This window comes from Phenylobacterium sp. (assembly GCF_004799515.1).
Lineage (GTDB): Bacteria > Pseudomonadota > Alphaproteobacteria > Caulobacterales > Caulobacteraceae > Phenylobacterium.
This window is the reverse complement of sequence record NZ_SSMX01000010.1, coordinates 33807-56969: the sequence shown is the minus strand read 5'-3', so window position 1 is coordinate 56969 and position 23163 is coordinate 33807. Positions and strand designations below refer to the sequence as shown.

The 23163-nt window shown below is 69.8% G+C and carries 27 protein-coding genes; 23 read left to right on the top strand and 4 right to left on the bottom strand.

The window, feature by feature from the left end:
* Nucleotides 1-54: 54 nt before the first annotated feature.
* The gene (locus E8A49_RS05255; RefSeq protein WP_293377164.1) at nt 55-1377 is read right to left on the bottom strand and encodes an amidohydrolase family protein; all 1323 of its coding nucleotides are present in this window, start codon (nt 1375-1377) and stop codon (nt 55-57) included.
* 346 nt (nt 1378-1723) lie between these two features.
* Between E8A49_RS05255 and rpsM the strand changes: the two genes are divergently transcribed.
* The 14 genes from rpsM to E8A49_RS05190 all read left to right on the top strand — a co-directional run bounded on the left by rpsM (nt 1724) and on the right by E8A49_RS05190 (nt 12448).
* Nucleotides 1724-2092 carry a 30S ribosomal protein S13 gene (rpsM, locus tag E8A49_RS05250; protein ID WP_293377161.1) on the top strand — a complete coding sequence of 123 codons (369 nt, stop codon included), beginning with the start codon at nt 1724-1726 and terminating at the stop codon, nt 2090-2092.
* Nucleotides 2093-2107: 15 nt separating this feature from the next.
* Complete coding sequence (gene rpsK, locus E8A49_RS05245; protein WP_293367170.1) at nt 2108-2497, top strand: 30S ribosomal protein S11; 390 nt, start codon at nt 2108-2110, stop codon at nt 2495-2497.
* Nucleotides 2498-2573: 76 nt separating this feature from the next.
* Nucleotides 2574-3590 (top strand): DNA-directed RNA polymerase subunit alpha, encoded by a 1017-nt coding sequence (locus E8A49_RS05240; protein WP_293377158.1) that lies wholly within the window; start codon nt 2574-2576, stop codon nt 3588-3590.
* A gap of 186 nt (nt 3591-3776) precedes the next feature.
* Complete coding sequence (gene rplQ / locus E8A49_RS05235; protein ID WP_293377155.1) at nt 3777-4190, top strand: 50S ribosomal protein L17; 414 nt, start codon at nt 3777-3779, stop codon at nt 4188-4190.
* A gap of 103 nt (nt 4191-4293) precedes the next feature.
* On the top strand, nt 4294-4956 hold the full coding sequence (locus tag E8A49_RS23145; protein ID WP_366928790.1) for an ectonucleotide pyrophosphatase/phosphodiesterase: 663 nt from the start codon (nt 4294-4296) through the stop codon (nt 4954-4956).
* A complete protein-coding gene (locus E8A49_RS23140) occupies nt 4956-5537 on the top strand; it encodes an alkaline phosphatase family protein (protein WP_366928789.1) in 582 nt (193 codons plus the stop codon). The genes E8A49_RS23145 and E8A49_RS23140 overlap by 1 nt, the downstream gene beginning before the upstream one ends.
* 37 nt (nt 5538-5574) lie before the next feature.
* Entirely contained in the window at nt 5575-6018 is a 444-nt protein-coding gene (locus E8A49_RS05225; RefSeq protein ID WP_293377152.1) for a DUF1801 domain-containing protein, read from the top strand.
* 54 nt (nt 6019-6072) lie between these two features.
* The gene (locus tag E8A49_RS05220) at nt 6073-6561 is read left to right on the top strand and encodes a VOC family protein (RefSeq protein ID WP_293377149.1); all 489 of its coding nucleotides are present in this window, start codon (nt 6073-6075) and stop codon (nt 6559-6561) included.
* Nucleotides 6554-7009, top strand: coding sequence for a VOC family protein (locus E8A49_RS05215; protein WP_293377146.1), 456 nt, complete (start codon nt 6554-6556; stop codon nt 7007-7009). The genes E8A49_RS05220 and E8A49_RS05215 overlap by 8 nt, the downstream gene beginning before the upstream one ends.
* Nucleotides 7000-7353 (top strand): metalloregulator ArsR/SmtB family transcription factor, encoded by a 354-nt coding sequence (locus E8A49_RS05210; protein WP_293377143.1) that lies wholly within the window; start codon nt 7000-7002, stop codon nt 7351-7353. Before E8A49_RS05215 ends, E8A49_RS05210 begins: the two co-directional genes overlap by 10 nt.
* Nucleotides 7350-7811, top strand: a complete 462-nt coding sequence (locus E8A49_RS05205) for an SRPBCC domain-containing protein (protein WP_293377140.1) — start codon at nt 7350-7352, stop codon at nt 7809-7811. Before E8A49_RS05210 ends, E8A49_RS05205 begins: the two co-directional genes overlap by 4 nt.
* Before the next feature lie 52 nt (nt 7812-7863).
* Nucleotides 7864-9135 (top strand): TCR/Tet family MFS transporter, encoded by a 1272-nt coding sequence (locus tag E8A49_RS05200; RefSeq protein ID WP_293377137.1) that lies wholly within the window; start codon nt 7864-7866, stop codon nt 9133-9135.
* A gap of 79 nt (nt 9136-9214) precedes the next feature.
* Entirely contained in the window at nt 9215-10633 is a 1419-nt protein-coding gene (locus E8A49_RS05195; RefSeq protein ID WP_293377134.1) for a Do family serine endopeptidase, read from the top strand.
* Nucleotides 10634-10729: 96 nt separating this feature from the next.
* Entirely contained in the window at nt 10730-12448 is a 1719-nt protein-coding gene (locus E8A49_RS05190) for a serine hydrolase (protein ID WP_293377131.1), read from the top strand.
* Here the strand turns inward: E8A49_RS05190 and E8A49_RS05185 are convergent.
* On the bottom strand, nt 12445-13071 hold the full coding sequence (locus tag E8A49_RS05185; RefSeq protein ID WP_293377128.1) for an FMN-dependent NADH-azoreductase: 627 nt from the start codon (nt 13069-13071) through the stop codon (nt 12445-12447). The genes E8A49_RS05190 and E8A49_RS05185 overlap by 4 nt on opposite strands.
* An 80-nt stretch (nt 13072-13151) precedes the next feature.
* Here E8A49_RS05185 and E8A49_RS05180 point away from each other — a divergent pair, with 80 nt between their 5' ends.
* The 7 genes from E8A49_RS05180 to E8A49_RS05150 all read left to right on the top strand — a co-directional run bounded on the left by E8A49_RS05180 (nt 13152) and on the right by E8A49_RS05150 (nt 19043).
* On the top strand, nt 13152-13589 hold the full coding sequence (locus tag E8A49_RS05180; protein WP_293377125.1) for a helix-turn-helix domain-containing protein: 438 nt from the start codon (nt 13152-13154) through the stop codon (nt 13587-13589).
* A gap of 6 nt (nt 13590-13595) precedes the next feature.
* Complete coding sequence (locus E8A49_RS05175) at nt 13596-14897, top strand: replication-associated recombination protein A (RefSeq protein ID WP_293377122.1); 1302 nt, start codon at nt 13596-13598, stop codon at nt 14895-14897.
* A gap of 75 nt (nt 14898-14972) precedes the next feature.
* Nucleotides 14973-15422 carry a hypothetical protein gene (locus E8A49_RS05170; RefSeq protein WP_293377119.1) on the top strand — a complete coding sequence of 150 codons (450 nt, stop codon included), beginning with the start codon at nt 14973-14975 and terminating at the stop codon, nt 15420-15422.
* 10 nt (nt 15423-15432) lie between these two features.
* Nucleotides 15433-16176 (top strand): RluA family pseudouridine synthase, encoded by a 744-nt coding sequence (locus tag E8A49_RS05165; protein WP_293377116.1) that lies wholly within the window; start codon nt 15433-15435, stop codon nt 16174-16176.
* A gap of 10 nt (nt 16177-16186) precedes the next feature.
* Nucleotides 16187-16570: a fluoride efflux transporter CrcB gene (gene crcB / locus E8A49_RS05160; RefSeq protein ID WP_293377249.1), complete on the top strand. Its 384-nt coding sequence runs from the start codon at nt 16187-16189 to the stop codon at nt 16568-16570.
* Nucleotides 16567-17547, top strand: a complete 981-nt coding sequence (locus E8A49_RS05155; RefSeq protein WP_293377113.1) for an RluA family pseudouridine synthase — start codon at nt 16567-16569, stop codon at nt 17545-17547. Before crcB ends, E8A49_RS05155 begins: the two co-directional genes overlap by 4 nt.
* Complete coding sequence (locus E8A49_RS05150; protein ID WP_293377110.1) at nt 17544-19043, top strand: putative 2OG-Fe(II) oxygenase; 1500 nt, start codon at nt 17544-17546, stop codon at nt 19041-19043. The genes E8A49_RS05155 and E8A49_RS05150 overlap by 4 nt, the downstream gene beginning before the upstream one ends.
* Nucleotides 19044-19046: 3 nt before the next feature.
* Here the strand turns inward: E8A49_RS05150 and E8A49_RS05145 are convergent, their stop codons facing one another.
* On the bottom strand, nt 19047-20312 hold the full coding sequence (locus E8A49_RS05145) for a DUF1501 domain-containing protein (protein WP_293377107.1): 1266 nt from the start codon (nt 20310-20312) through the stop codon (nt 19047-19049).
* Entirely contained in the window at nt 20309-21820 is a 1512-nt protein-coding gene (locus tag E8A49_RS05140) for a DUF1800 family protein (RefSeq protein ID WP_366928788.1), read from the bottom strand. Before E8A49_RS05140 ends, E8A49_RS05145 begins: the two co-directional genes overlap by 4 nt.
* Before the next feature lie 37 nt (nt 21821-21857).
* Between E8A49_RS05140 and E8A49_RS05135 the strand changes: the two genes are divergently transcribed.
* Nucleotides 21858-22640 (top strand): ATP12 family protein, encoded by a 783-nt coding sequence (locus tag E8A49_RS05135; RefSeq protein ID WP_366928787.1) that lies wholly within the window; start codon nt 21858-21860, stop codon nt 22638-22640.
* A gap of 138 nt (nt 22641-22778) precedes the next feature.
* On the top strand, nt 22779-23111 hold the full coding sequence (locus E8A49_RS05130; RefSeq protein ID WP_293377098.1) for a hypothetical protein: 333 nt from the start codon (nt 22779-22781) through the stop codon (nt 23109-23111).
* The last annotated feature ends 52 nt before the right edge of the window (nt 23112-23163 follow it).

Sequence of the window (23163 nt, the reverse complement as noted above, 5' to 3'; positions counted from 1 at the left end):
GACTGTCCTCAGCCGGGGCGGCGTTCGTCAAGCGCCCGCCGCCAGGCGGACGCCTCAATGTGCGACCGGCTCGCCCTTTGCCTTGTAGACGACCCCGCCCTTCATCACGAAGGCCACGTGCTCGAGCACGGTGACGTCCTTCAGCGGGTCGGCGTCGACGGCGATCAGGTCGGCGTAGCGGCCGGGCTGGACCGTGCCGATGTCCTGGGTGTCGCCGATGAGGTCGGCGGCGTTCCACGCAGCGGCCTTGATCGCCTCCATCGGCGGCATGCCGGCGTTGACCAGCAGTTTGAACTCCTGGGCGTTCTCGCCGTGGTTGCTCATGCCGAAGGTGTCGGTGCCGAAGGCGATCTTCACGCCGGCCGCATAGGCGTCGTGCAGGTTCTTCAGCATGGTGGGGATGGTCTCCAGCGCCTTCCGGGCCGACGAGGGGTTCAGGTCCTCGGGGTGGTTCTTGGCGTGGTCGTAGATCCTCACGCCGACCAGCTGGGTCGGCACCAGGTAGGCGTTGTGCGCCTTGAACAGCTTGTAGCTCTCGGCGTCGGCATAGGTGCCGTGCTCGATGGAATCGACGCCGAGCGCCAGCGTGTGGTCGATGGCCTGCTTGCCGTGGGCGTGGGCGGCGACCTTCATGCCCAGCGAATGGGCGGTGTCGATCACCGCCTTGATCTCGTCGTCGGCCATCAACTGCAAGGTCGGATCGTCGCCGATGGAGGCCACGCCGCCGGACGGCATGATCTTGATGAAGTCCGCGCCCTCCTGGCGCAGCTTGCGCACCGCCTTGCGCGCGGCTTCCGGGCTGTCGACCAGGTTGTCGGTCCAGTGCGGGTGCATCAGTTCGGGATCGAGGCCGTTGGTGTCGTCGCCGTGGCCGCCGGTGGGGCTGAGCGGCTTGCCGGCCACCCACATGCGTGGGCCCGGCACGACGCCGGCGGCGATCTGCCGCTTCAGGGCCACCACGACCTCGGTCTCGGCGCCGCAGTCGCGAACCGTGGTGAAGCCGGCCATGAGGGTGTCGTGGGCGTAGACCGTGGACTCGATCGCCATGTCGTAGTCGGTGGTGGTCAGGTTGTGGTGGATCGGGTCGCCCTTGTGGAACCCCTGGGTGATGTGGACGTGGTCGTCGATCAGGCCCGGCAGCACCGTCGAGTTGGAAAGGTCGATGACCTCGGCGCCCTTGGGCGCGGTGAAGCCTGGGGTGACGCTGACGATGCGGTCGTCGCGCAGCAGGATGGTCACCTGGCTCTGTGGCGCCTTGCCTGTGCCGTCGATCAACCGTCCGGCGTGGATCGCCACGTCCCTGGCCTGGGCTGCGCCGGCCGCCAGGGCCAGAGCGGCTACGCAGCCGGCCGCCATCATGCTGTTACGCAAGCCCATCACAACCTCCCCCGAATCGTCGCGACAGGTGACGCCGCCTCGCGGGCGCGCGCAAGCGCTACACGCGGGGCGCGATTGCCATGGGGCGGCGCTTCATGCTTTCCTTAACTACCCCTAGGGCAGACTCCCGGGGTGTCATGAGTACGGACACGGGCGGGGCCTAGGGCCTTGCGCCCGTCGCTTTCCGTTCACACATAGGCGTTTCCGTTGTTGACGGAGGCGTACCGATCCCTATAACGGAGCGCTTCCGCGAAAGAGCGCGAAGGACGAACCGGCTTGACCTTTAGGGGCGAGGGGCCGGGGCGCCGTTCGCGCTTCTCTTGCGTGACCAGGAGAGAGATAGCACGTGGCCCGTATCGCTGGCGTCAACATCCCCACGAACAAGCGCGTCGTGATCGCGCTGCAGTACATCCATGGCATCGGCCCTGCGAAGGCGCGCGAGATCGTGGGTAAGGTCGGAATCGAGGACGCCCGCCGCGTCAACCAGCTCACCGACCAGGAAGTCCTGCAGATCCGCGAAGCGATCGACCGCGACTACACCGTCGAAGGCGATCTGCGCCGCGACACCGCCGTCAACATCAAGCGCCTGATGGACCTGGCCTGCTACCGCGGCCTGCGTCACCGCAAGGGCCTTCCGGTCCGCGGTCAGCGCACCCATACCAACGCCCGCACCCGCAAGGGTCCCGCCAAGCCGATCGCCGGCAAGAAGAAGTAAGAGAGCTTATCTCCGATGGCCAAGGAACCGGGTCGCGTCAAACGCCGCGAACGTAAGAACATCACCTCTGGCGTGGCGCACGTGAACGCCTCGTTCAACAACACCATGATCACCATCACCGACGCCCAGGGGAACACGATCTCCTGGTCCAGCGCCGGCATGATGGGGTTCAAGGGCTCGCGCAAGTCGACGCCCTACGCCGCCCAGATGGCGGCCGAGGACGCCGGCCGTAAGGCCGCCGAGCACGGCGTCAAGACGCTGGAAGTCAATGTCTCGGGCCCCGGTTCGGGCCGTGAGTCGGCGCTCCGCGCCCTGCAGGCCGTCGGCATGACGATCACCACCATCCGCGACGTGACCCCCATTCCGCACAACGGCTGCCGGCCGCCCAAGCGCCGGCGCGTCTAGAGTACTTAGTACCCATTCCCTGCGCCGGACCGCGACCTGCGGCCGGCGATCCTGCGTTTTCGAGGGACCCCCATCCGTGATCGAACGAAACTGGAACGAGCTTATCCGTCCCGAGAAGCCGCAAATCGAGACCGGCGCTGACGCCGCCCGCAAGGCGCGTCTGGTGGCCGAGCCCCTCGAGCGCGGGTTCGGCGTGACGCTGGGCAACAGCCTGCGCCGCGTGCTTCTCTCCTCCCTGCAGGGCGCGGCCGTGACCGCGGTGCAGATCGACGGCGTCGTGCACGAGTTCTCCTCGCTGGAAGGCGTGCGCGAGGACGTCGTCGACATCGTGCTGAACATCAAGCAACTCGCCGTTCGCATGCACGCCGAGGGCCCCAAGCGCATGACCCTGCGCGCCACCGGCCCCGGCGCGGTGACCGCCGGCCAGATCGAGGTCCCCTCGGACATCGAGATCCTGAACCCCGACCACGTGCTCTGCACCCTCGACGAGGGCGCCCAGGTGCGCATGGAGTTCACGGTGCAGACCGGCAAGGGCTACGTGGCTGCCGAGATGAACCGTCCGGAAGACGCTCCGATCGGCCTGATCGCCGTCGACGCCCTCTATTCCCCGGTCAAGCGCGTCGCCTACCGCGTCGAGCCCACCCGGCAGGGCCAGAGCCTCGACTACGACAAGCTGATCATGGAAGTTGAAACCAACGGCGCGGTCACGCCCGTGGACGCCGTGGCCTACGCCGCGCGCATCCTGCAGGACCAGTTGCAGATCTTCATCACCTTCGAAGAGCCGAAGAAGAAGGTCGAGGGCGAAGCCAAGCCGGAGCTGCCGTTCAACCCAGCGCTGCTGAAGAAGGTCGACGAGCTTGAGCTCTCGGTCCGTTCGGCCAACTGCCTGAAGAACGACAACATCGTCTACATCGGCGACCTGATCCAGAAGACCGAAGCCGAGATGCTCCGCACCCCGAACTTCGGCCGCAAGTCCTTGAACGAGATCAAGGAAGTGCTGGCCGGCATGGGGCTGCACCTGGGCATGGACGTGCCCAACTGGCCGCCGGAAAACATCGAAGAGCTGGCGAAGAAGTTCGAAGACCAGATGTAACAGAGCTTTCGCGCCGACTCCGGGCCGCTTCCGCGGTCCGGACCCGATGAAGCCGCAACAGCGGCGGAGGGTCCCGGCGCTTCGTATCGACCCAGGCGGGAGCAGGCTGGGACTTGGTTAGGTCGGACGCTTTCCCAGGAGATCGGGCGCGTCCCTGGTGGGCCTGAGGGCTCAGGAGATATCGAAATGCGTCACGGTTACGCGCACCGTAAATTGGGCCGTACCTCCGCTCACCGGACGGCCATGTTCGCCAACATGGCGGCCAGCCTGATCAAGCACGAGCAGATCGTCACTACCCTGCCGAAGGCCAAGGAGCTGCGGCCGTTCGTGGAGAAGCTGGTGACGCTGGGCAAGCGTGGCGACCTGCATGCGCGCCGCCAGGCGATCAGCCAGGTCCGCGACGTTGAGCAGGTCGGCAAGCTGTTCGCCGTCCTGGGCCCGCGCTACGCGGAGCGCAACGGCGGATATATCCGCGTGCTGAAGGCGGGTTTCCGCCACGGCGACAACGCGGCCATGGCAGTGATCGAGTTCGTGGACCGCGATCCAGCCGAAAAGGGCAAGGATTCGGGCCCGGTCGCCGACGCGGGCTTCGGCGAATAAGCCGATCCAAAATCCGATTTCGAAGAGCCCCGGAGCGTCGCTCCGGGGCTTTTTGTTTCAGGGGCGTTCTGGAACTGTCGCCTGGGGCGGCTAAGCTGGCGGGATGAGCTTCATCCGCCGCGTATTCCCGCGCCTCGCCGCCGCCCTTGTCCTAATCCTCAGCGCCGCGCCGGCCCTGGCCCAGGCGCCGAAGCCGGCGCCCAAGCCGGTCCCGCTGACCATCCTGATCTCCATCGACGGCTTCCGGACCGACTACATCCAGCGCGGCAAGACCCCGGCGCTGGCGGCGATGGCGGGCGACGGGGTGCGGGCCGAGGCCATGCGGCCGTCGTTCCCGAGCCTCACCTTCCCCAACCACTACACCCTGGTCACCGGCCTGCGTCCGGACGAGCACGGGGTCGTCGGCAATGTCATGGAGGACGCCGCTCGGCCGGGTGTGGTCTTCATGCTCAACAAGCCTGAGATCGTCCACGACCCCATCTGGTGGGATCAGGCCGAGCCCCTGTGGGTGACCGCAGAGAAGGCAGGCGTGCGCACGGCCACCATGTTCTGGCCGGGCTCCGATGGGCCGATCCACGGCGTGCAGCCGCATGATTGGCGGCTGTTCGACAAGGCGGTCACGGACATACAGCGCGTGGACCAAGTGCTCACCTGGCTCGACCGCCCGCCGGCTGAGCGTCCGCGATTCATCACCCTCTACTTCAACGCCGTGGACACCGCCGGCCACATCAGCGCCCCGATTCGGACGGGGTCAACAACGCCCTGATGGAGACCGACGCTGCGGTGGGCCTGCTGCTGCGCGGCCTGGAAAAGCGTGGCCTGCTCGAGACCACAGACGTGATCGTGGTCGCCGACCATGGCATGGCCGCCACCTCGCGCGAGCGTGTCGTGGCGCTCAGCGATCTGATGCCGATGGAGGCTTTCCACGCCGTCGGCCTGGGCGCGGAAGCAGGCATCCGCCCGATGCCGGGACAGGAGGAGGTGGTGGCCAAGGCTCTGCTGGCGCCGCACGACCACATGACCTGCTGGCGCAAGGGCGAGGTGCCGGACCGGCTGCACTACGGCAAAAACCCCCGCGTGCCGCCCTTCGTCTGCATGGCCGAGGTAGGCTGGGTGATCGAGCCCGGCCACGGCGGCTCCGTCCCGCAGGGCGAGCACGGCTACGATCCCGCCGACCCGCGGATGGCGGCGCTGTTCGTCGCCCACGGCCCGTCGTTCCGCCACGGCGTGGTCCTGCCGGCCTTCGACAACGTCGATGTCTATCCGCTGCTGGCCGCCCTGACCGGGGTCGCGCCCCGGCCGAACGACGGGACCCTGGCGGATCTCCAGCCGGCGCTCGCCAACTAGCGTTGCCCGGCGGCCCCCGGCGGGGCAGGCTCGCCCTATGGACGCCGAGACCCAGATCGAGGGCTTCATCGCCAAGTATTCGGACGCCATCGCGGCCGAAATCCGCGCCGCCCGCGCGGAGATGAAGCACCGCCTGCCGGGCGCGTTCGAGCTGGTCTACGACAACTACAACGCGCTCGCGATCGGCTATGGGGCCTCGGAGAAGCTGGAGGATGTGGTGTTCTCCATCGCCTGCTTTCCGCGCTGGGTGCGGCTGTTCTTCTTCCACGGCGCCGACCTCGACGATCCCGACGGCCTGCTGGAGGGGCAGGGCGCCCAGGTGCGCAGCCTGAAATTGCCGAACCTGCGGGTGCTCGACGATCCAAAGGTGCAGGCGCTGATGGCCCAGGCGCTCGCCAATGCCCAGCCTATCGATCCCGCCCAGCCCTCGCGCAGCCTCGTGAAGTCGGTGTCGCCCAACCAGCGGCGCCGCCGGCCTTGACGAGGTAATTGCGGTATGCGTTAAATATTGTCGATCAACGCAAGGGTCTGCGCCATGGCCGACGAACCTGCCTTCAAGCCTTCCGCCTTCTACCGTGACCCGCTGGCGGCGCTCCGCTGGCTGGAGCGGGCCTTCAGCTTCGAGACCACCACCCTGGTCACCGAACCCAGCGGCCGGATCGGCTATTCGGAGATGACCTTCCGGGGTGCGACCGTGAGCATCAACTCGGAGTTCACCGGCGACATCATCGGCGGGGTCCGCATGGTGAGCCCCCTGGAGCTGGACGGCCGCTGCACCCAGTTCATCCGCGTCCGCCTGGACGACGGGATCGACGCGCACTGCGAGCAGGCCCGCGCCGCCGGGGCGCGGATCACCCAGGAGCCGCGGGACGAGTTCTATGGCGAGCGCACCTACCGCGCCCTCGACCCGGAGGGCCACGTCTGGAACTTCGCCCAGCCCCTGGCGCAGATTTCCATCGAAGACCAGGAGGCCGCGACCGGCCTCACGATCCGCACCTCGCTGCCGGAGGCCGACCATGGCTGACAAGTTTCCCAGCCTCTCGTCGGCGGTCTGCTACGTCGATCCCCGCGAGGCCCTGGCCTGGCTGGAACAGGCCTTCGGCTTCGAGGTCTCCATGCTGATCGAGGATGGCGAGGGCGCCCTCGCCCACTCCGAGATGCGCTTCGGGGAGTCCATCGTCATGGTCGGCAGCGAGTGGAGCGCCGATCACAAGAGCCCCAGGTCGATCGGCGGCAAGAACACCCAGACGGTGCATATCCAGATCGACACCGACATCGACGTCCATTGCGAACGGGCGCGCGCGGCCGGGGCGGAGATCATCATGGAGCCGGCCACCCAGTTCTATGGCGACCGCACCTACCGCTGCCGCGATCCGGAGGGCCACATCTGGACGGTCGCCCAGACCGTCGAGACGGTCACCCGCGAGCAGATGGAGGCGGAGACCGGCCTGAAGATCACGGGATGGGCGTGACCGCGGCGGCCCAGGTCCTGCCGGCCGAGCTCGACCGCACCCTGGCCGCCCTGGCCGACCCGCACCGGCGGCGCGTGGTCGACCTCCTGAGCCGGGGCCCCCGGGCGGCGGGCGACCTGGCCCGCGAGCTGGCGCTGTCGCCCCCGGCGATGAGTCGCCACCTGCGCACCCTGCGCGAGAGCGGCCTGGTGGAGGAATCTCATCCGACCTTCGATGCGCGGGTGCGCATCTACGCCCTGAGGCCCGAACCCATGGTGCATCTGCTGCGCTGGCTGGAAGACGCCGAACGGCTGTGGAGCGAACAGCTCACCGCCTTCAAGGCCCATCTTGAGAGGGACGAGTGACCTCCAAGGTCTATGTGGCCTTGCGGGTGAAGGCGACGCCGGAGCGCGCCTTTCAGGCCTTCGTGGGCGAAATCGGCGCCTGGTGGCGGCCGAGCCTGCTGTTCCAGACCACGCCGCGGCCCGGCGTGCTGTCGTTTGAAGGCGGCGAGGGCGGCCGGCTGATCGAAACCCGCGAGAGCGGCAAGGTCTTCGAGATCGGCCAGATCCGCGCCTGGGACCCGCCGCACCGGCTGGTTTTTGCCTGGCGGCAGGCGAACTTCCCGCCCGATCTTCACACCGAGGTCGAGGTGACGTTCGAGGCGGTGGGCGCCGAGACCCGCGTGGCCGTCGAGCATCGCGGTTTCCACGAGGTCCCGGCCGGCGCCGCGCGGCACGGCTGGCCGGACCAGCTGTTGCTGGTGCGGCTGGCGGACTTCTGGCGCGGGCAGGTCGCTGCGTTCGGTGGACGGCTGGAATAACGCGGTTGCTTGAGTTCCCGGTTTGTTTCAGAAGAGGCCGAGGGGATAGACCATGAGCGAGCCATCACCACCGGTCACAGCCTCGGGGCGCAAGGCGGCCTTCGGCTTCATCTTCGCCAGCGCGCTGATGAACTCGACCTCGTTCGGATTGATGATCCCGATCCTGCCCAATCTGATCCGCCAGTTCACCGGTGGCGACACCGCCGCGGCGTCCGACTGGAACGTAATCTTCGCCACGACCTGGGGGGCGATGCAGTTCGTGGTGGGCCCGATCCTGGGCGTCCTGTCCGACCGGGTGGGCCGCCGGCCGATCCTTTTGATCTCCAACTTCGGCCTGGCGGTGGACTTCCTGTTCATGGCCTTCGCGCCGACGCTCTGGTGGCTCTACGTTGGCCGCATCCTGAACGGGATGACCGCGGCCAGCTTTTCCACTGGCGGGGCCTATGTGGCCGACATCACGCCCCCCCAGGACCGCGCCAAGAACTTCGGCATGCTGACCTCGGCCTTCTCCTTCGGCTTCATCTTCGGCCCGATCGTCGGCGGCTTCCTGGGCGACATCAACATCCGCCTGCCGTTCCTGGTGGCGGCCGGCGTCACCACGCTCAACTGGTTCTACGGCCTCTTGATCCTGCCGGAATCCCTGCCCAAGGAACGGCGCCTGGCGAGCTTCGAATGGAGACGCGCCAATCCGCTGGGCTCCTTCCGGCTGCTGGCGGCCCATCCAGGGCTCTTCAGCCTGGCGGGCGTGGCCTTCCTGTTCCAACTCGCCCAGATCGTCCTGCCGCAGATCTTCGTGCTCTACGCCTCCTACCGCTACGGCTGGTCGATGAAGATCATGGGCTCGACCCTGCTGCTGACCGGCATCATGGGGGTCATCGTCCAGATGTTCCTGGTGGGCCCGGCGGTGAAGCGGTTCGGCGAGCGGCGGCTGGTGCTGATCGGCTGCGCGGCCGGCGCGCTCGGCTTCGCCTGGTACGGCTCGGCGTCCAACGGCTGGCTCTATCTGATCGGCGCGCCGCTCTTCGCCTTCTCGGGCTTCCTGATGCCGGGCGTGCAAGGGCTGATGTCGCAGCGCGTGCCGCCGACCCACCAGGGCCAGCTGCAGGGGGTGAACCAGAGCGTGCAGGGGATCGCCAGCATCATCGGCCCCTCGATCTTCGGCCTGACCTTCGCCTTCTCGGTGCGCCACGACCAGACCCTGCATCTGCCGGGCCTGGCGATCTATCTGGCGGGCGGTTTCCTGGGCCTGGCCTTCCTGCTGGCCTGGGGCTTCGCCCATCCGCATCGTCCGCCAGCCGTTGCCGAGGCGGCGAAGGCGGCTTAAGCCTCGCCTTTAAAGCGCCAAAGACCTTCGGCGGACTCCACGGCGAACCTTGGCGTTCTTTCGGAGTTTCGGAGCGGTCATGCGCCCCCATCGCCTGCTGATCCCCGCCCTGGCCGCGCTGAGCGCTGGCTTGCCCCTGGCAGCCCGCGCGGCCCAGGCTACGCCCGACGCCACCCGCGTGGTCCCTGCCAGCGCGGTGGGCCTGAAGCAGTCCTTCTCGCCGGTGGTGAAGCGCGCCGCCCCGGCGGTGGTGAACATCTCGTCCAAGCGCACCGTGCGCCAGCAGGCCGATCCGTTCTGGCAGATGTTCGGCATCGGCGCGCCGCGCAACCGGGTCGAGGGCTCCCTGGGCTCTGGCGTCATCGTCCGCGCCGACGGGGTGATCGTGACCAACAACCACGTGATCGCCATGCCGGGCGCGGGCACGGTGGAGATCACCGTCTCCCTGGCCGACCGCCGCGAATTCCCGGCCAAGGTGCTGCTGGCCGACGAGCGCACCGACCTGGCGATCCTGAAGATCGACCTGCCGGCCGGTGAAAAGCTGCCGATCATGCCCATCGCCGATCACAGCGACATCCAGGTGGGCGACCTGGTGCTGGCCATCGGCGATCCCTTCGGCGTCGGCCAGACGGTGACCAACGGCATCATCTCGGCGCTGAACCGCACCGCCGACCCCAACGGCGACGCCGGCGCCTACATCCAGACCGACGCGGCGATCAATCCGGGCAACTCCGGCGGCGCCCTGGTCAGCATGGACGGCGAGCTGATCGGGGTGAACAGCTTCATCTTCTCCCAGTCCGGCCAGTCCTCGGGCGTCGGCTTCGCCATCCCCGCGGTGGTGGTGCGCCGGGTGGTGGAGACCGCCATGGCTGGCGGCGCGGCGGTGGTGCGGCCTTGGCTGGGCGCGCGCCTGCAGAGCGTGACGCCGGATATCGCCAAGTCCATAGGCCTCGCCACGCCCTCCGGCGCCCTGATCGCCGACGTCTGGCCGAACGGGGCGGCGGCCCGGGCGGGGCTGAAGCAGGGCGACGTGGTCACCTCGGTCGACGGCCAGCCGGTGGTCGACGCCGCGGCGCTGAACTACGCCATGGGCACCCACCGGCCGGGCGAGACGGTGCGGGTCGGCGTGCGCCGCGACAAAGCCGAGCAGGCGCTGACCGTCCACGCCGAGGCGGCGCCCGCCACACCGCCCCGCGACGAGCACGTCATCGCCGGCCGAAACCCCTTCCAAGGCGCGACGGTGGTCAACATCTCGCCCGCCGTCGCCGAGGAGGTGGGCCTCGATCCCTTCGGCCGCTCCGGCGTGCTGGTGACCAAGACCGCCCAGGGCATCGCCCAGCAGTTGGGTCTGCAGCCAGGCGATATCATCCGCGCGGTCAACGGCCGCGACATCAAGACGGTCACCGACCTCTCCAGCGCGGTGATCGCGCCGGCGCCGGTCTGGCAGTTCACCATCGAGCGCAATGGCCGCCAGCTCACCGCGACCTTCCGCACCTGACCTGACCGCCGAGGCGCTTGCGCGGCGCACGCCGGGCTGAGCATCCTGCCATCCACGGCCAAGGCGGCCGCGGGCGGGGGTTTTCGTAAGATGCATATGGATCGGCGCGCGCTGATGGGGCTCGGCCTGGCCGGCGCGGGGCTGGCCGCCACGGCCGTGGCGGCGCAGGCGCAGGATGCGGGCGTCCTGACGGTCGAGGGCGACGGCGCCGGGCGCTTCGCCGCCGCCATCGCCGACATCCGCGCCTACGCGGCCCTGCACATGGGCGTCTATGGCCTGCCGGGGTTGACCTTGAGCCTGGCCGCACCCGGAGGGGTGGGCGCGCAGATCCGCTTCGGCTGGTCGGATCCGGCGAGCCGCGCACCGCTGACCGGCGACCAGCTCTTCCAGATCGGCTCGATCTCCAAGTCCTTCACCGCCCTATGCGTCTTCCACCTGATGGAGGCGGGGAAGCTCAGCCTCGACCAGGACGTCGCGACCCTGTTGCCCGGCGCGCCGCTGCCGCCTGGGGCGACCATCACTGTCCAGAACCTCTTGAACCACTCCTCCGGCCTGCCGGACGACGCCCCGCTGTTCCCGCGTGGCGGCGACGGGCGGCTATGGCGCGGTTTCGAGCCGGGAAGCCAGTGGTCCTATTCGAACCTCGGCTTCCTGATGCTGGGGACCATCGTCGAGCGGCTGGAGGGCCGGCCGCTGGCGGAGGTGATCCATCAGCGGATCCTGGCGCCGCTAGGCATGAACGCCACGCGCGGCTCGATCCTGACGGGCGACCGGGGCCGCTACGCCCAGGGCCATTCGCCGCTCTATGGCGACCGGGGCTATCCGCGCGCCGGGCCGCTGGGGCCGGGGCCGTGGACCGACGTCACCCAGGGCGCGGGTTGCGTCGCTTCGACGGCGCAGGACATGGCCCGGTACTGCCGCTGGCTGATCGCTGCGGGGCAGGGCAGGGGCGCGCCGATCCTGTCGGACGCCGGCGCCGCGCGCTTCATCAAGGCGACTATCGACGCGCCCGGTTGGGCGGTGGGCGGCTCCAAGTACGCCAATGGCCTGGCGGTGGTCCCGGTGGGCGGGCGGATGCTGCTGCACCACACCGGCGGCATGCTGGCCTTCAACTCGGCCCTGCACGTCGACCCGCAGGCCGGCGTCGGCGCCTTCGCCAGCACCAATGTTGGCCTCGCACCCTATCGGCCCCGCGACATCACCGCCTTCGCCTGCGCCCGGCTGCGCGAGGCGGTCGAGGGCGGGCCGAAGGCGGCCGCCGCGCCCGCGCCGCCCAAGCCCGCCGACGTGACGCCCTACCTCGGCGGGTATGTGAGCCGCGCAGGCGCGATCCTGACGGTGGCGGCCGCGCCGCGCGGGATTTCGGTGGGCGTGGGCGAGGCGGCGCATGAGATGGAGGTCGTGGATGAAGACGCCTTCATCGCGCTGTCGCCCGAAGCCACCGCCCATCCGCTGGTCTTCCGCCGCGCCGACAAGGCCGTGGTCCGCGTCTGGTGGGATGGGACCGAATATGTGCGGGCGGCTGGCGGGCGGGCCACGACGCCCTTCAGTCCGCCAACGCCGCACGACCTGGCCGCCCTTGTCGGGACCTATGAGTGCGACGATCCCTGGCATGGCAGCTTCCGCGTGACCGCCCAGGGAGATCGGCTGTTCGTCGACGAGGTCAATCCGCTGACCCCGCTGGCGGACGGGACCTGGCGGCAAGGCGAGAAGGCCTGGTCGCCGGAACGTATCCGCTTCGATGCCCCGCTCGACGGGCGGCCGACGCGGGCGATCGCCTCAGGCGTCGACCACCTGAGGCGTCCAGTCCCTTAGGCCGGCTGTAGCACGCGGCCGAGGCCGGCGGCCTCAGCCACCGCGCCCTCCAGCGCTTTCTGCTTGTGGTCGGGGCCGTAGTTGACGCCCTCGGCGCTCACCACCTCGACGTCGGGTATGCCGATGAAGCCGAAGAAGCCGCGCAGGTAGCTCTCCTGGTGCTGCAGGCTGGCGACCGGGCTGTCCGCGCCATAGAAGCCGCCGCGCGAGGACGCCAGGATCACCCGCTTGCCGCCGGCCAGACCCTTCGGGCCCGCCTCGGAATAGCTGAAGGTCTTGCCGGCCACGGCCAGGTGGTCGATCCAGCTCTTCAAGGTGCTGGGGATGCCGAAGTTGTACATTGGAACCCCGATCACCACGACGTCGGCGGCGAGGAACTCGTCCAGCACCGAGTCCGCATGGGCCACGTCGCGGGCCTGGTCGGCGCTGCGGGCGGCGGGATCGAGGTAGCGGGCGGCCATCAGGGCGCCGGACTGGTGCGGCGCGGGCTGGGCGTCCAGGTCGCGGTAAGTCACCTTCGCGTCCGGGTTGGCCGCGACGATGGCGGCCACCGCGGCGGCGGAGACCTGGCGGCTGACCGACTGGTCGCCGAGGATGCTGGAATCGATATGGAGCAGGTTCACGGAACAGGCCTCATGCTGGTATTGGTTTGTGACCAGCACTATTTGAGTAACCACCCCAAACCTCACAAGAAGGCACTTTTTTGAAACCCACGCACACCGATGTGACTATCCAGACGCCGGTTCCTGCCGAGGAGCTGTTCGACCGGATTGAAAAGAACGGCGTCCACTCCGTCGAATACGATTGCCGGCCGGTGACCGAGATCCTGGCCCGGGTTGGCGACAAGTGGAGTGTGATGATTGTTCGCCTGCTGGGCTTCGGCCCCAAGCGGTTCAACGAGATGCGCCGCGCGATCAACGGCATCTCCCAGCGGATGCTGACGCTCACCCTGCGTGGGCTCGAGCGCGACGGCCTGGTCACGCGGACCGTCTTCCCGACCATTCCGCCGCGCGTGGACTACGAACTCACCGACCTGGGCCGTTCGCTGTTCGCGCCGATCGACGCCCTGGGGCACTGGGCGTTCACCCATCGGCCGGAGATCGAGGCGGCGCGGGCGCGCTTCGACGCGCAGGGCAAGTAGGCGGCGATGGCTGATCTCTTCGAAGCCGCCGGCCTGACGCCCCAGGCGCCGTCGCCGCTCGCCGACCGCCTGCGCCCGCAGAAGCTGGACGAGGTGGTGGGCCAAGACCACCTCCTGGGCCCTGATGGCCCGATCCGCCGCATGGCCGAGGCGCGCCGCCTGGCCTCGATGATCCTCTGGGGTCCGCCCGGCACCGGCAAGACCACCATCGCGCGTCTGCTGGCCAAGGAGGCGGGCTATGAGTTCCAGCAGCTGTCGGCGGTGTTCTCCGGCGTCGCCGACCTGAAGAAGGCCTTCGAGCAGGCCCGGGTGCGGCGCCTCGCCGGCCAGTCGACGCTGCTGTTCGTGGACGAGATCCACCGCTTCAACCGCGCCCAGCAGGACGGCTTCCTGCCCTTCGTCGAGGAGGGGATTGTCACCCTGGTGGGCGCGACCACCGAGAACCCGTCCTTCGAGCTGAACGGGGCGCTGCTCTCGCGCTGCCAGGTCTTCGTGCTGAAGCGGCTGGACGAGGCGGCGCTGGACAGCTTGATCGGCAAGGCCGAGGCCTTCGAGGGCCGCGCCCTGCCGCTGGAGCCGGAAGCCCGCGAGGCCCTGGTGGCGCTCGCCGACGGCGACGGCCGCTACCTGCTGACCCTGGCCGAGACCCTGTTCAACATCGGCTCGGCGAAACCCTTGTCGGTCAAGGAGCTGGGGCAGGTTCTTCAGAAACGCAGCCCCGCCTACGATAAGGACCGCGAGGAGCACTACAACCTCATCTCCGCCCTGCATAAGTCGATCCGCGGCTCCGACCCGGACGCGGCGCTCTACTGGCTGGCGCGCATGCTGACGGGCGGCGAGGACCCGCTGTTCATCGCCCGGCGCCTGATCCGCGCGGCCGCCGAGGACATCGGCGAGGCCGATCCCATGGCCCTGGTGCTCGCCAATGCGGCCAAGGACACCTACGACTTCCTGGGCTCTCCCGAAGGCGAGATCGCGCTCGCCCAGCTCACCGTCCACCTGGCCACGGCGCCCAAGTCCAACGCGGTCTACCGGGCCTATGGCGCGGCGATGAAGGCCGCGCGCGAGACCGGCTCGCTGGGCCCGCCCATGCATATCCGCAACGCCCCGACCCGGCTGATGAAGGACCTGGGCTACGGGCGCGGCTATGCCTACGACCACGATCAGGCCGAGGGCTTCTCCGGGCAGTCCTATTTCCCCGACGAGATGGCGCGCCAGACCTTCTACCGGCCGAAGGGCGAGGGAGCCGAGGCGCGGATCAAGGACCGGCTGGAGCGCTGGGCGGAGCTGCGCAAGGCGAAGAGCTGACGCGGATTCGCCGAACGTTGTGATCCATCCGTGGCGGGCCTAATCTTCCCCAACAACAGATCGGGGGAGACGATCATGACGGCGACGACTCAGGCTCCGCGCGCGGCGGCGCCTTGGCATCTGTGGGTGGTGGGCGTGGTCTCGCTGCTCTGGAACGCCTTCGGCGGCTATGACTACACCATGAGCCAGCTGGGCGGCGGCGAGGCCTATCTGCGCAGCATGAAGCTGAGCGACGCCCAGATCGCAGCGCTGCACGCCCTGCCGGTGTGGATGACGTCGGACTGGGCGATCGGCGTCTGGGGTTCGGTGCTGGGCTCGATCCTGCTCCTGGCCCGCATCCGTTGGGCGGCCCAGGCTTTCGCGGTCTCGCTCGCGGCCCTGCTGATCAGCATCTGCTACTATCACCTCACGGCGAACGGCGAGGTAATCGCGCCCCCGCCCGTGATGAGCGCCGTGCTGGTGGCGGCTTGCGCCTTCTTCCTCTGGTACGCCTGGGCGATGGGCAAGCGGGGCGTGCTCCGCTAGACCACGGCGGGTGAACACGAAGGCGCTTCAACCCGTCCGGCTCAGCCCGCAGGAAACGGCCTTCGTCCGCGGCCTGGTGATCTACGAGGACGCCGAGGTCCTGGCGCTCAACAAGCCCTCCGGCCTCTCGAGCCAGGGCGGGCGCGGCCAGGTCCACACCCTGGACGAACTGCTCTGGGCCTTCGCCAAGCCCGGCAAGCCCCGACCGCGGCTGATCCACCGGCTGGACCGCGACACCTCCGGCGTCATCCTCACCGCCAAGACCAAGCCCGCCGCCGGCGCGCTCGGCAAGGCGATGATGGGCCGGCGCTTTTCCAAGACCTACCGGGCCATCGTCACCCCCGGCGCGCCGGAGCCCAGGGGCGGGGTGATCGACGTCCCCCTGCGCCGCGACGAGCAGGGCCGCGAGGCCTTCACGCGGGTCTGTCCGCCCGATCATCCCGACGCCGAGACGGCCCGCAGCCGCTACCGCACCCTGGCCGAGGCGCCCGGCGCGGCGCTGCTGGAGCTGGAGCCGGAGACCGGCCGCATGCATCAGCTGCGGGTCCACCTGGCCCACGTCGGCCGCCCCATCGCCGGCGACGCGCGCTATGGCGGCGCTCTGGTGGTGGGCGGTCAGCCGGTTCCGCGCCTGATGCTGCACGCCGCGGCGCTGAAATTCCCACATCCCTCGGGCGGCGAGAAGCGGCTGGAAGCGCCGATCCCGGACGACATGGCCAGCCTGATTGCGGCCCTGGGCCTGACCGTCGCATAAGGGGCGGATGCTGCTGAACATCCTGCTCGTCGCCGTCGGAGGCGCTTTTGGTTCCGTCATGCGCTATCTCACCGGCGTCTTCGCCGGGCGCATCCTGGGCATGAAGTTCCCTTACGGGACGCTCACCGTGAACATCCTGGGCGGCCTCCTGATGGGCATACTCATCGGCGTGCTGGCCCTGCGCGGCGGCGAGAACCAGGAGCGCTGGCGCATCTTCATCGGCGTGGGCGTGCTGGGCGGCTACACCACTTTCTCCTCCTTCTCGCTCGAGGTGGCGCGGATGATCGAGGCGAAGGCCTGGGCACAGGCGCTGGGCTACAGCCTGGGCTCGGTGGTCATCTGCGTCAGCGCGGTCTTCCTGGGCATGTTCCTGATGCGCAAGCTGCTGGCATGAGGGAGGTCCGCACCCTTTACGTCGACGCCGGCGAGGACGGGGTGCGCCTGGACCGCTGGTTCAAGCGGCGCTGGCCACACCTGAACCACATCCAGATCCAGAAACTGACCCGCTCCGGCCAGATCCGCGTCGACGGCGGCCGGGCCAAGCCGGACACGCGGCTCGCCGCCGGCAGCCAGGTGCGCGTGCCGCCGCTGCCCGAGGCGCCCGAGCCGCGCGAAAAGGGCAGCCTCGATCCGCGCGAGGTCGCCTTCGCCAAGTCCCTGGTGCTCTACGAGGACGAGGACGTCCTGGCGCTGAATAAGCCCGCCGGCCTCGCCGTCCAGGGGGGCACCAAGACCGTCAAGCACATCGACCGGCTGCTCTCGGCGTGGGGCGAGGGTCTGCAGCGCCCCCGGCTGGTCCACCGCCTCGACCGCGACACCTCCGGCGTCCTGGTGCTTGGCAAGAGTCCGGCGGCCGCGGCCAAGCTCTCCGGCGCTTTCGCCAAGCGTCGGGCGCAAAAGACCTACTGGGCCCTGGTGGCCGGTCTGCCAAAGCCCGGCGAGGGCGTGCTGGAGCTGCCCCTGATCAAGCGGGGCGTCGGCGACCGCGAGATGGTGGTCCCGGCCGATCCCAAGGACCCGGACGCCGAAACCGCCGAGACCGAGTTCGTCACCCTGTCGCGCGCGGCCGACAAGGCCGCCTGGATGGCGCTGTGGCCGCACACCGGGCGCACCCACCAGCTGCGCGCCCACATGCTGGCCATGGGCCATCCGATCCTCGGCGACCCGAAATACGCCACTGACGCCTCGCGGGAGCTGTCCGGCGAGCTGAAGCTGCAGCTGCACGCGCGCCGCCTGGTGCTGGCGCACCCCTCGCGCGGGCAGTTGATCCTGGAAGCCCCGATCAGCCGCGAGCTGGCGGCGGGCTTCGAGCGCTTCGGCTTCGATCAGCACGAGGCCGACCCCGAACCCTTCAGGAAAGGCCGCCGATGAGTGAGCAGGCGACAATCGAACGCGCCGAGGCCCTGATGGGCCAGGGCCAGGTGGACGCGGCGCTGGCGTTGACCGCGGGCTTGGCCGCCGGGCCGGCGCCCAGCCACCTGGCGCTCGCCTCGCATTCTGCGGCCCTGAAGCTGGTCGGCCGTCGCGAGGAAGCGCTGCCCTTCGACCTGCAGGCCATCGACCGGTTCGCGGACAGTCCCATCGCCTGGCATAACTACGCCGCCACCCTCGACGATCTGGGCCGTTCGCAGGAGGCGGTGGAGGCCTGCGAGCAGGCGTTCCGCCTCGGCATGGATTCGCCGCAGACTTTCGCGGTCTACGCCCGAGCCCTGCGCGCGGCGGGCAACCACGAACGGGCCGAGTACGCCTATCACCAGAGCCTGTTGCGCGCGCCGGCCGTCACCGAAGTGGCCGCCGAGTACGCCAACTACATCTGGATGCGGCGCGGCGATGTGGCCGCCGCCGACGGGGTGCTGGACACGGCCTTCCACGCCGGCGCGCACCCGACGCCGCTGCTGCTCGCCAAGGCGACGCTTTATGAAGCGGCGGGGAATGCGGAACGGTCGATGGCCCTGCTGGACGCGGCGACCCGCAAGATGCCGGGCGAGCTCCTGATCGCGCTCGGGGCGGGGGAGTTCGCCCTGCGCCTGGAGCGAATCGAGGACGCCGAGCGCTACGTCCGCCTGGCCGAGGGGATCGACCCCGCTTCACGCAGCGTGGTTCAGCTCGCCGCCATCGTCGACCTGGCCCAGGGCCGGGCGGATGTCGCGCTGGCCAAGCTGCGCGCCGTGCTGGCGGACTTCCCCGGCGACCAATCCCTGTGGGGCTGGGCGGCCGTCGCGGCGCGCGCCGCCGGCGATCCGCTCTACGGCGAGCTTTGCGACTACGACAAGGTGGTGGGCGCCTATGATCTGGCGACGCCGGAGGGCTGGCCCAGCCTCGAAGCCTTCTTGAGCGATCTCGCCAAGGCCTTGAAAGAAGTACATCTTTACCAGCAGCATCCGACCAACCAGTCGCTGCGCCACGGCAGCCAGAGCATGCACCTGCTCTCCGGCTCCAACGCCCCGCCGATCAAGGCCTTCTTCGAGGCGATCGACGCCCCGATCCGCGAGCACATGGCCAAGCTGGGAACTGGCGACGATCCGCTGCGCCGCCGCAACACCCTCGACTACCGCATCCAGGGCGCCTGGTCGGTGCGGTTGCGGCCCGGCGGCTTCCACCGCGACCACTTCCATCCGGAAGGCTGGCTGTCCTCGGCCTTCTATGTGGAGACGCCGGACGCGGCGCTGGAGACCGCCGACCGGCAGGGCTGGATCCGCTTCGGCCAGCCGCCCTTCATGACCAGTCCGCCGTTGCCGCCGGAGCATTTCGTGCGGCCCAAGCCTGGCCGTCTGGTGCTGTTCCCGTCCTACATGTGGCACGGCACGGTGCCGTTCACGACGGACGAGTCCCGGCTGACCGTCGCCTTCGACGCCGTGCCGAAGTAGGGGCTAAACCAGCCCCGTCACCGGCCGGGCCGCGGCGCTGTTCGGGAAGACGGTGGTCTCAAGGGCCGTGCGGTCGACGCCCATGTGGTCGGCCAGGACGCCCTTGAAGAGGCCGCGCATGTCCAGCGTCGGGGCCACGTCGCGGTTCTCGAACAGGGCCTGCTGCTTCAGCGTCGGCCAGTCGCCGACGATGCCGTTTCCCTTCAGCGCCCCGCCCAGGATCAGGGCCGTGGAACCGGTGCCATGGTCGGTGCCGCCGGTGCCGTTGGCGCGGGCGGTGCGGCCGAACTCGGTGGCGACCAGGACCACGGTGTTCTTCCATTCCGGGCCGAGGCCCTGGTGGACGCCGTCCAGCACCGCGTCGAGATAGGCCAGGCGCTGGGTCAGGAGGTTGGCCTGGTTGGCGTGGCTGTCGAAACCATCGAGCGAGATGGCGGCCACGGTGGGGCCGCCGGGCTCGCGCATGAAGCCGGCCAGGGATTGGCCGAGCGTCCTGGCCGCCTCACGGCCCGGCTGAGCGCCGCCCGCGCCCGCCTTGGGACCTGCCCCGGCGCCGGCGGACGAGCCGACCATGCCCATCATGCCGCTGGGCTGGGCGCCCGAGAGGCCCGCGGTGGCGTCCTTGGCCATGGTCTCGGTGGCGAGTCCGCGGGCCAGCGCCGGGCCCAGCAGGTCGTCGTCACGGTAGAGGTCCTGCAGCAGGGTCGGCAGCCGCGCCTCGGCGTCCACCGAGCGGCCCGGCGACCAGGAGGCGGTCTGCACCTTGCCGCGCAGGATGAGCGGCGCGGTCGGACCCACCGACAGGGCGTCGACCTTGCGGTGGACCGAGATGGTCTCCACCGCGCGGTTCAGCCAGCCGGAGGTCGTCGAATAGACCCCGGCCGCGCCGGTCTCCAGGACGTCCTGCGCCTCGAAGTGCGAGCGGGCGCGGTCAGGGGTGGCGATGGCCGGGACGATCCGCGCCTCGCCGGCCTTGGCGAGCGCGTGGACGCTGGTGAGCTGCGGGTGCAAGGCGAAGGTCCCGTCCACCGGCAGGGCGGCGTCGGTGAGCGCCAGGCCGCCGCGAAGCCCATGATACTCGCCATCGCCGATGGGCGGGGCGACGCTCAGGCCGTCCATGCCGCCGCGGCAGATGACCACGATCACCTTGCGCTTGTTCAGGTCGCCATCGGCGGCCATCGCCGGGACGGCCATCAGCTGCAGCGACAGGCCAAAGCCGGCGGCGCTGGCGAGCACCCCGCGGCGGGACAAGTTCAGGGGCGCGTTCATCGGCGTTGGAACTCCGGCGACATCAGCAGGAGGGCGAAGCCCTCGGCGCGGGATTCCGCGCGGGAAATGGCCTTGGCGGTTTCGGGCCGCAGGCGTTCGCCGAGCGCGGCCACGGCGAGCGCCGAGGGATCGCGGCCGTCGACGGCCTGGGTGGAGAAGTTCTGGGCGAACTGCATGCGCTTGACGATGGCGTCGGGCGCCGCCCACGAGCCGGCGTCGTCCGGCCAGCCCTTGGGCGAGGCGGGCGAGAACGGCTTCTGACCGAGCGCGGTGAGGATCGGGCCGAGCTGCTGGAAGCCCATCGGCTCCGTCCCCGCCGCGCGGTAGCTGGAGACGATGAACTCATAGGGCGTCTTGAACTTCGCGGGGCGCGGGTCCCAGGCTTCCGGCGCGGCGATCAGGGCGGCGGCCACCGTGGCCAGGTCGCCCTGGCTGGCGGTCCAGGCGGCTTCCAGCCGGGCGGTCAGGGCCGGCGGCGGGTCGTCGGCCACGAAGTGGCGGGCGAGCTTGCCGCAGATGAACCGGGCGGTCTGCGGCTTGGCGGCCAGGTCGCTGAGGATGGCGCTGACCTGCTCCTTGCCGCGCTCGTCATAGCGCACGCCCATGACGGTGCGCTCGCCGGGCTCATGCGCCGCCTCGCGGAACACCGCCGCGCCATAGCCCGGATCGCGCTGGCCGCCGATGGAGAGGCCGGTCATGGCGCGGGCGAACTCGGTGACGTCGGCCTGGGTGTAGCCGCCGTTCACGCCCACGGTGTGCAGCTCCATGATCTCGCGGGCGAGGTTCTCGTTGAGGCCGGCGGTGCGCTGGACGGCGGGCTGCAGGCGGGCCGCTCCGAACCGGCCCGCGCCGTTGCGCATCATCTGCGCCGCCTGGCTGTCCGGCCCGATCGACTGGATCTGGTCGAGGTAGGTCAGCATGGCCGGATGGGTCTCGGCTGCGGCCAGCAGGGCGTCGAACCGGCCGAAGACGTGCGGCCGGATCGCCTCTTCCTCGAAGGGCCCGATCACCGTGCCGGTGACCGCCTTGGAGGCCGAGACAGTGAAGTGGTTGGCCCAGAACAGGGTCCAGCGCTCGCGGAAGGCCGCATCGGTGGTGGCGGCCAACTGAGCGCGGGCGCCGAAGTCGGCGGCGATGTCCTTGCGCAGGACATTGCCGATCTGCTTGACCGGATCCAAGGCCTCGCGCTTGCCGCCCGCGCCGTCAGCCATGGCCGGATTGGCGGCGTCCATCTGGGCGCCGGTCATCTGTGCGGAGGCCGGCTTCACATCGGCGGTCTTCTCGACGCGGGCCTCGCGGCGTTCACGGCGGAAGTCGCGGAACTCGGCCATGCGCTGGCCGGTGCTCGCGGCCCCGCCCACCGGCTGGTCGGCGCCGGAGCGGCGGATCTGGCTGCGGAGGAAGCCCTGCGGGTCCTGGCGCGCCTGGGCGAGCTCACCCGGCTTGGCCCCGAGGCCGAAACGGGTGACCGCGATCGCGGCCATCATGTCCTGATCGGCAAGCGCCACCTGTATGGTCTCCTTGCGCTTATCCCCGACCGCGATCATGTCACTCAAAAGCGGCGCAATGCGGGCCGGGACGTTACGGAGCTACTCAAGCTTGGCGCGAGGATTTCACGAACCCGGCGACAGGCCGAGACGGTTCTACGCCGACGTTTCTGTCGGTGAGATGAACGGCGGCTTTTCAATCCTGCTCGACGGCCGGGGCCTGAAGAGCCTCAAGGGCGCGCCGGTGGTCCTGCCCACCGAGGCGCTGGCCCAGCAGGTGGCGCGCGAGTGGGCCGGGCAGGGCGAGGTCCTGGAGTTGGCGGCCATGCCGGTGACGCGCCTGGCCAACACCGCGCTGGAGGCTGTGCCTGCCGCCCGCGAGGCCACGGCCCAGTCGGTGGCCGACTACGCCGCCTCCGACCTGCTTTGCTACTACGCCGAGACGCCCGTGGGCCTGCGGGTGCGCCAGCAGGCGCTCTGGGGCCCGGTGCTGGGCCGCGCGGAGGCCGAGCTGGGACTGGCCTTCCTCCCGGCGGACGGCATCGTCCACCAGCCGCAGCCGCCGGAGACCCTGGCGCGGGTGAAGGCCCTGGCCCTGGCGCTGGACAACTTCGGGCTCACGGGCCTGGCCTTCGGCGCGCCCCTGTTCGGCTCGGCGGTCCTGGCCATCGCCCTGCAGCGCGGCTGGCTGAGCGGCGAGGCGGCTTTCGACCTCTCGCGCCTCGATGAGGCGTGGCAGGAAGAGCAGTGGGGGATCGACGCCGAGGCGGCCGAACGCACCGAGCGCCTGCGCGGCGAGGCGGTGCTGTTGCAGCGTTGGTTCGAGGGTCTGTTCATCTAATCAGGTCGGTGAACCGCGTTCGGCCTGGAACTTGCGACAGATTGTCCGAACCCCCCGGCGCCCGTGCCGGATTGGAGCGGATTGCAACCTGTGATCGCCACGGTCACATCCTTCAGCCGTCCCACCCTGATACAGGGGATGACGGCGCGCGCCGTGACGCCGACGGCCCAGGCCCCCTCGCTGCAGGACCAGCCGCCGCCCGCGCCGGTCCCGCACATCGCCACCGCCGTGGCGCTCGGGCCGGCCGCCATGACGGCCCTGATGCAGGCGCAGGAACAGCTCAGCGCCACCTCGCCGGCGACGGTGCGCACCGAAACCGCCCAGACCCTCGGCCGCCTGCTGTACGACTTCGACGGCGACGCGGACGACGCGCCCCCGCCGCCGGCTGGGACCGCCGCGCCCCTGCCGGTGCTGCAGCTCAAGACCACCCAGCAGGCCCTCTACCGCAGCCTGATCGACCTGCGGGCCTAAGGCCTCCGGCCTAAGCTTGCCACCTGGGCGGCCGCGCTCTACCCCTTCTTCC

Coding starts and splice junctions, on each gene's coding strand:
- E8A49_RS05210 (WP_293377143.1), top strand. CDS start 7,000: ATGGGCGTGACCGCGGCGGCCCAGGTCCTGCCGGCCGAGCTCGACCGC.
- rplQ (WP_293377155.1), top strand. CDS start 3,777: ATGCGTCACGGTTACGCGCACCGTAAATTGGGCCGTACCTCCGCTCAC.
- E8A49_RS05150 (WP_293377110.1), top strand. CDS start 17,544: ATGAGTGAGCAGGCGACAATCGAACGCGCCGAGGCCCTGATGGGCCAG.
- E8A49_RS05215 (WP_293377146.1), top strand. CDS start 6,554: ATGGCTGACAAGTTTCCCAGCCTCTCGTCGGCGGTCTGCTACGTCGAT.
- E8A49_RS05225 (WP_293377152.1), top strand. CDS start 5,575: ATGGACGCCGAGACCCAGATCGAGGGCTTCATCGCCAAGTATTCGGAC.
- E8A49_RS05255 (WP_293377164.1), bottom strand. CDS start 1,377: ATGGGCTTGCGTAACAGCATGATGGCGGCCGGCTGCGTAGCCGCTCTG.
- E8A49_RS05155 (WP_293377113.1), top strand. CDS start 16,567: ATGAGGGAGGTCCGCACCCTTTACGTCGACGCCGGCGAGGACGGGGTG.
- E8A49_RS05195 (WP_293377134.1), top strand. CDS start 9,215: ATGCGCCCCCATCGCCTGCTGATCCCCGCCCTGGCCGCGCTGAGCGCT.
- rpsK (WP_293367170.1), top strand. CDS start 2,108: ATGGCCAAGGAACCGGGTCGCGTCAAACGCCGCGAACGTAAGAACATC.
- E8A49_RS05170 (WP_293377119.1), top strand. CDS start 14,973: ATGACGGCGACGACTCAGGCTCCGCGCGCGGCGGCGCCTTGGCATCTG.
- E8A49_RS05135 (WP_366928787.1), top strand. CDS start 21,858: ATGTCACTCAAAAGCGGCGCAATGCGGGCCGGGACGTTACGGAGCTAC.
- E8A49_RS23145 (WP_366928790.1), top strand. CDS start 4,294: ATGAGCTTCATCCGCCGCGTATTCCCGCGCCTCGCCGCCGCCCTTGTC.
- E8A49_RS05175 (WP_293377122.1), top strand. CDS start 13,596: ATGGCTGATCTCTTCGAAGCCGCCGGCCTGACGCCCCAGGCGCCGTCG.
- E8A49_RS05200 (WP_293377137.1), top strand. CDS start 7,864: ATGAGCGAGCCATCACCACCGGTCACAGCCTCGGGGCGCAAGGCGGCC.
- E8A49_RS23140 (WP_366928789.1), top strand. CDS start 4,956: ATGGAGACCGACGCTGCGGTGGGCCTGCTGCTGCGCGGCCTGGAAAAG.
- E8A49_RS05130 (WP_293377098.1), top strand. CDS start 22,779: ATGACGGCGCGCGCCGTGACGCCGACGGCCCAGGCCCCCTCGCTGCAG.
- E8A49_RS05145 (WP_293377107.1), bottom strand. CDS start 20,312: ATGAACGCGCCCCTGAACTTGTCCCGCCGCGGGGTGCTCGCCAGCGCC.
- E8A49_RS05190 (WP_293377131.1), top strand. CDS start 10,730: ATGGATCGGCGCGCGCTGATGGGGCTCGGCCTGGCCGGCGCGGGGCTG.
- E8A49_RS05220 (WP_293377149.1), top strand. CDS start 6,073: ATGGCCGACGAACCTGCCTTCAAGCCTTCCGCCTTCTACCGTGACCCG.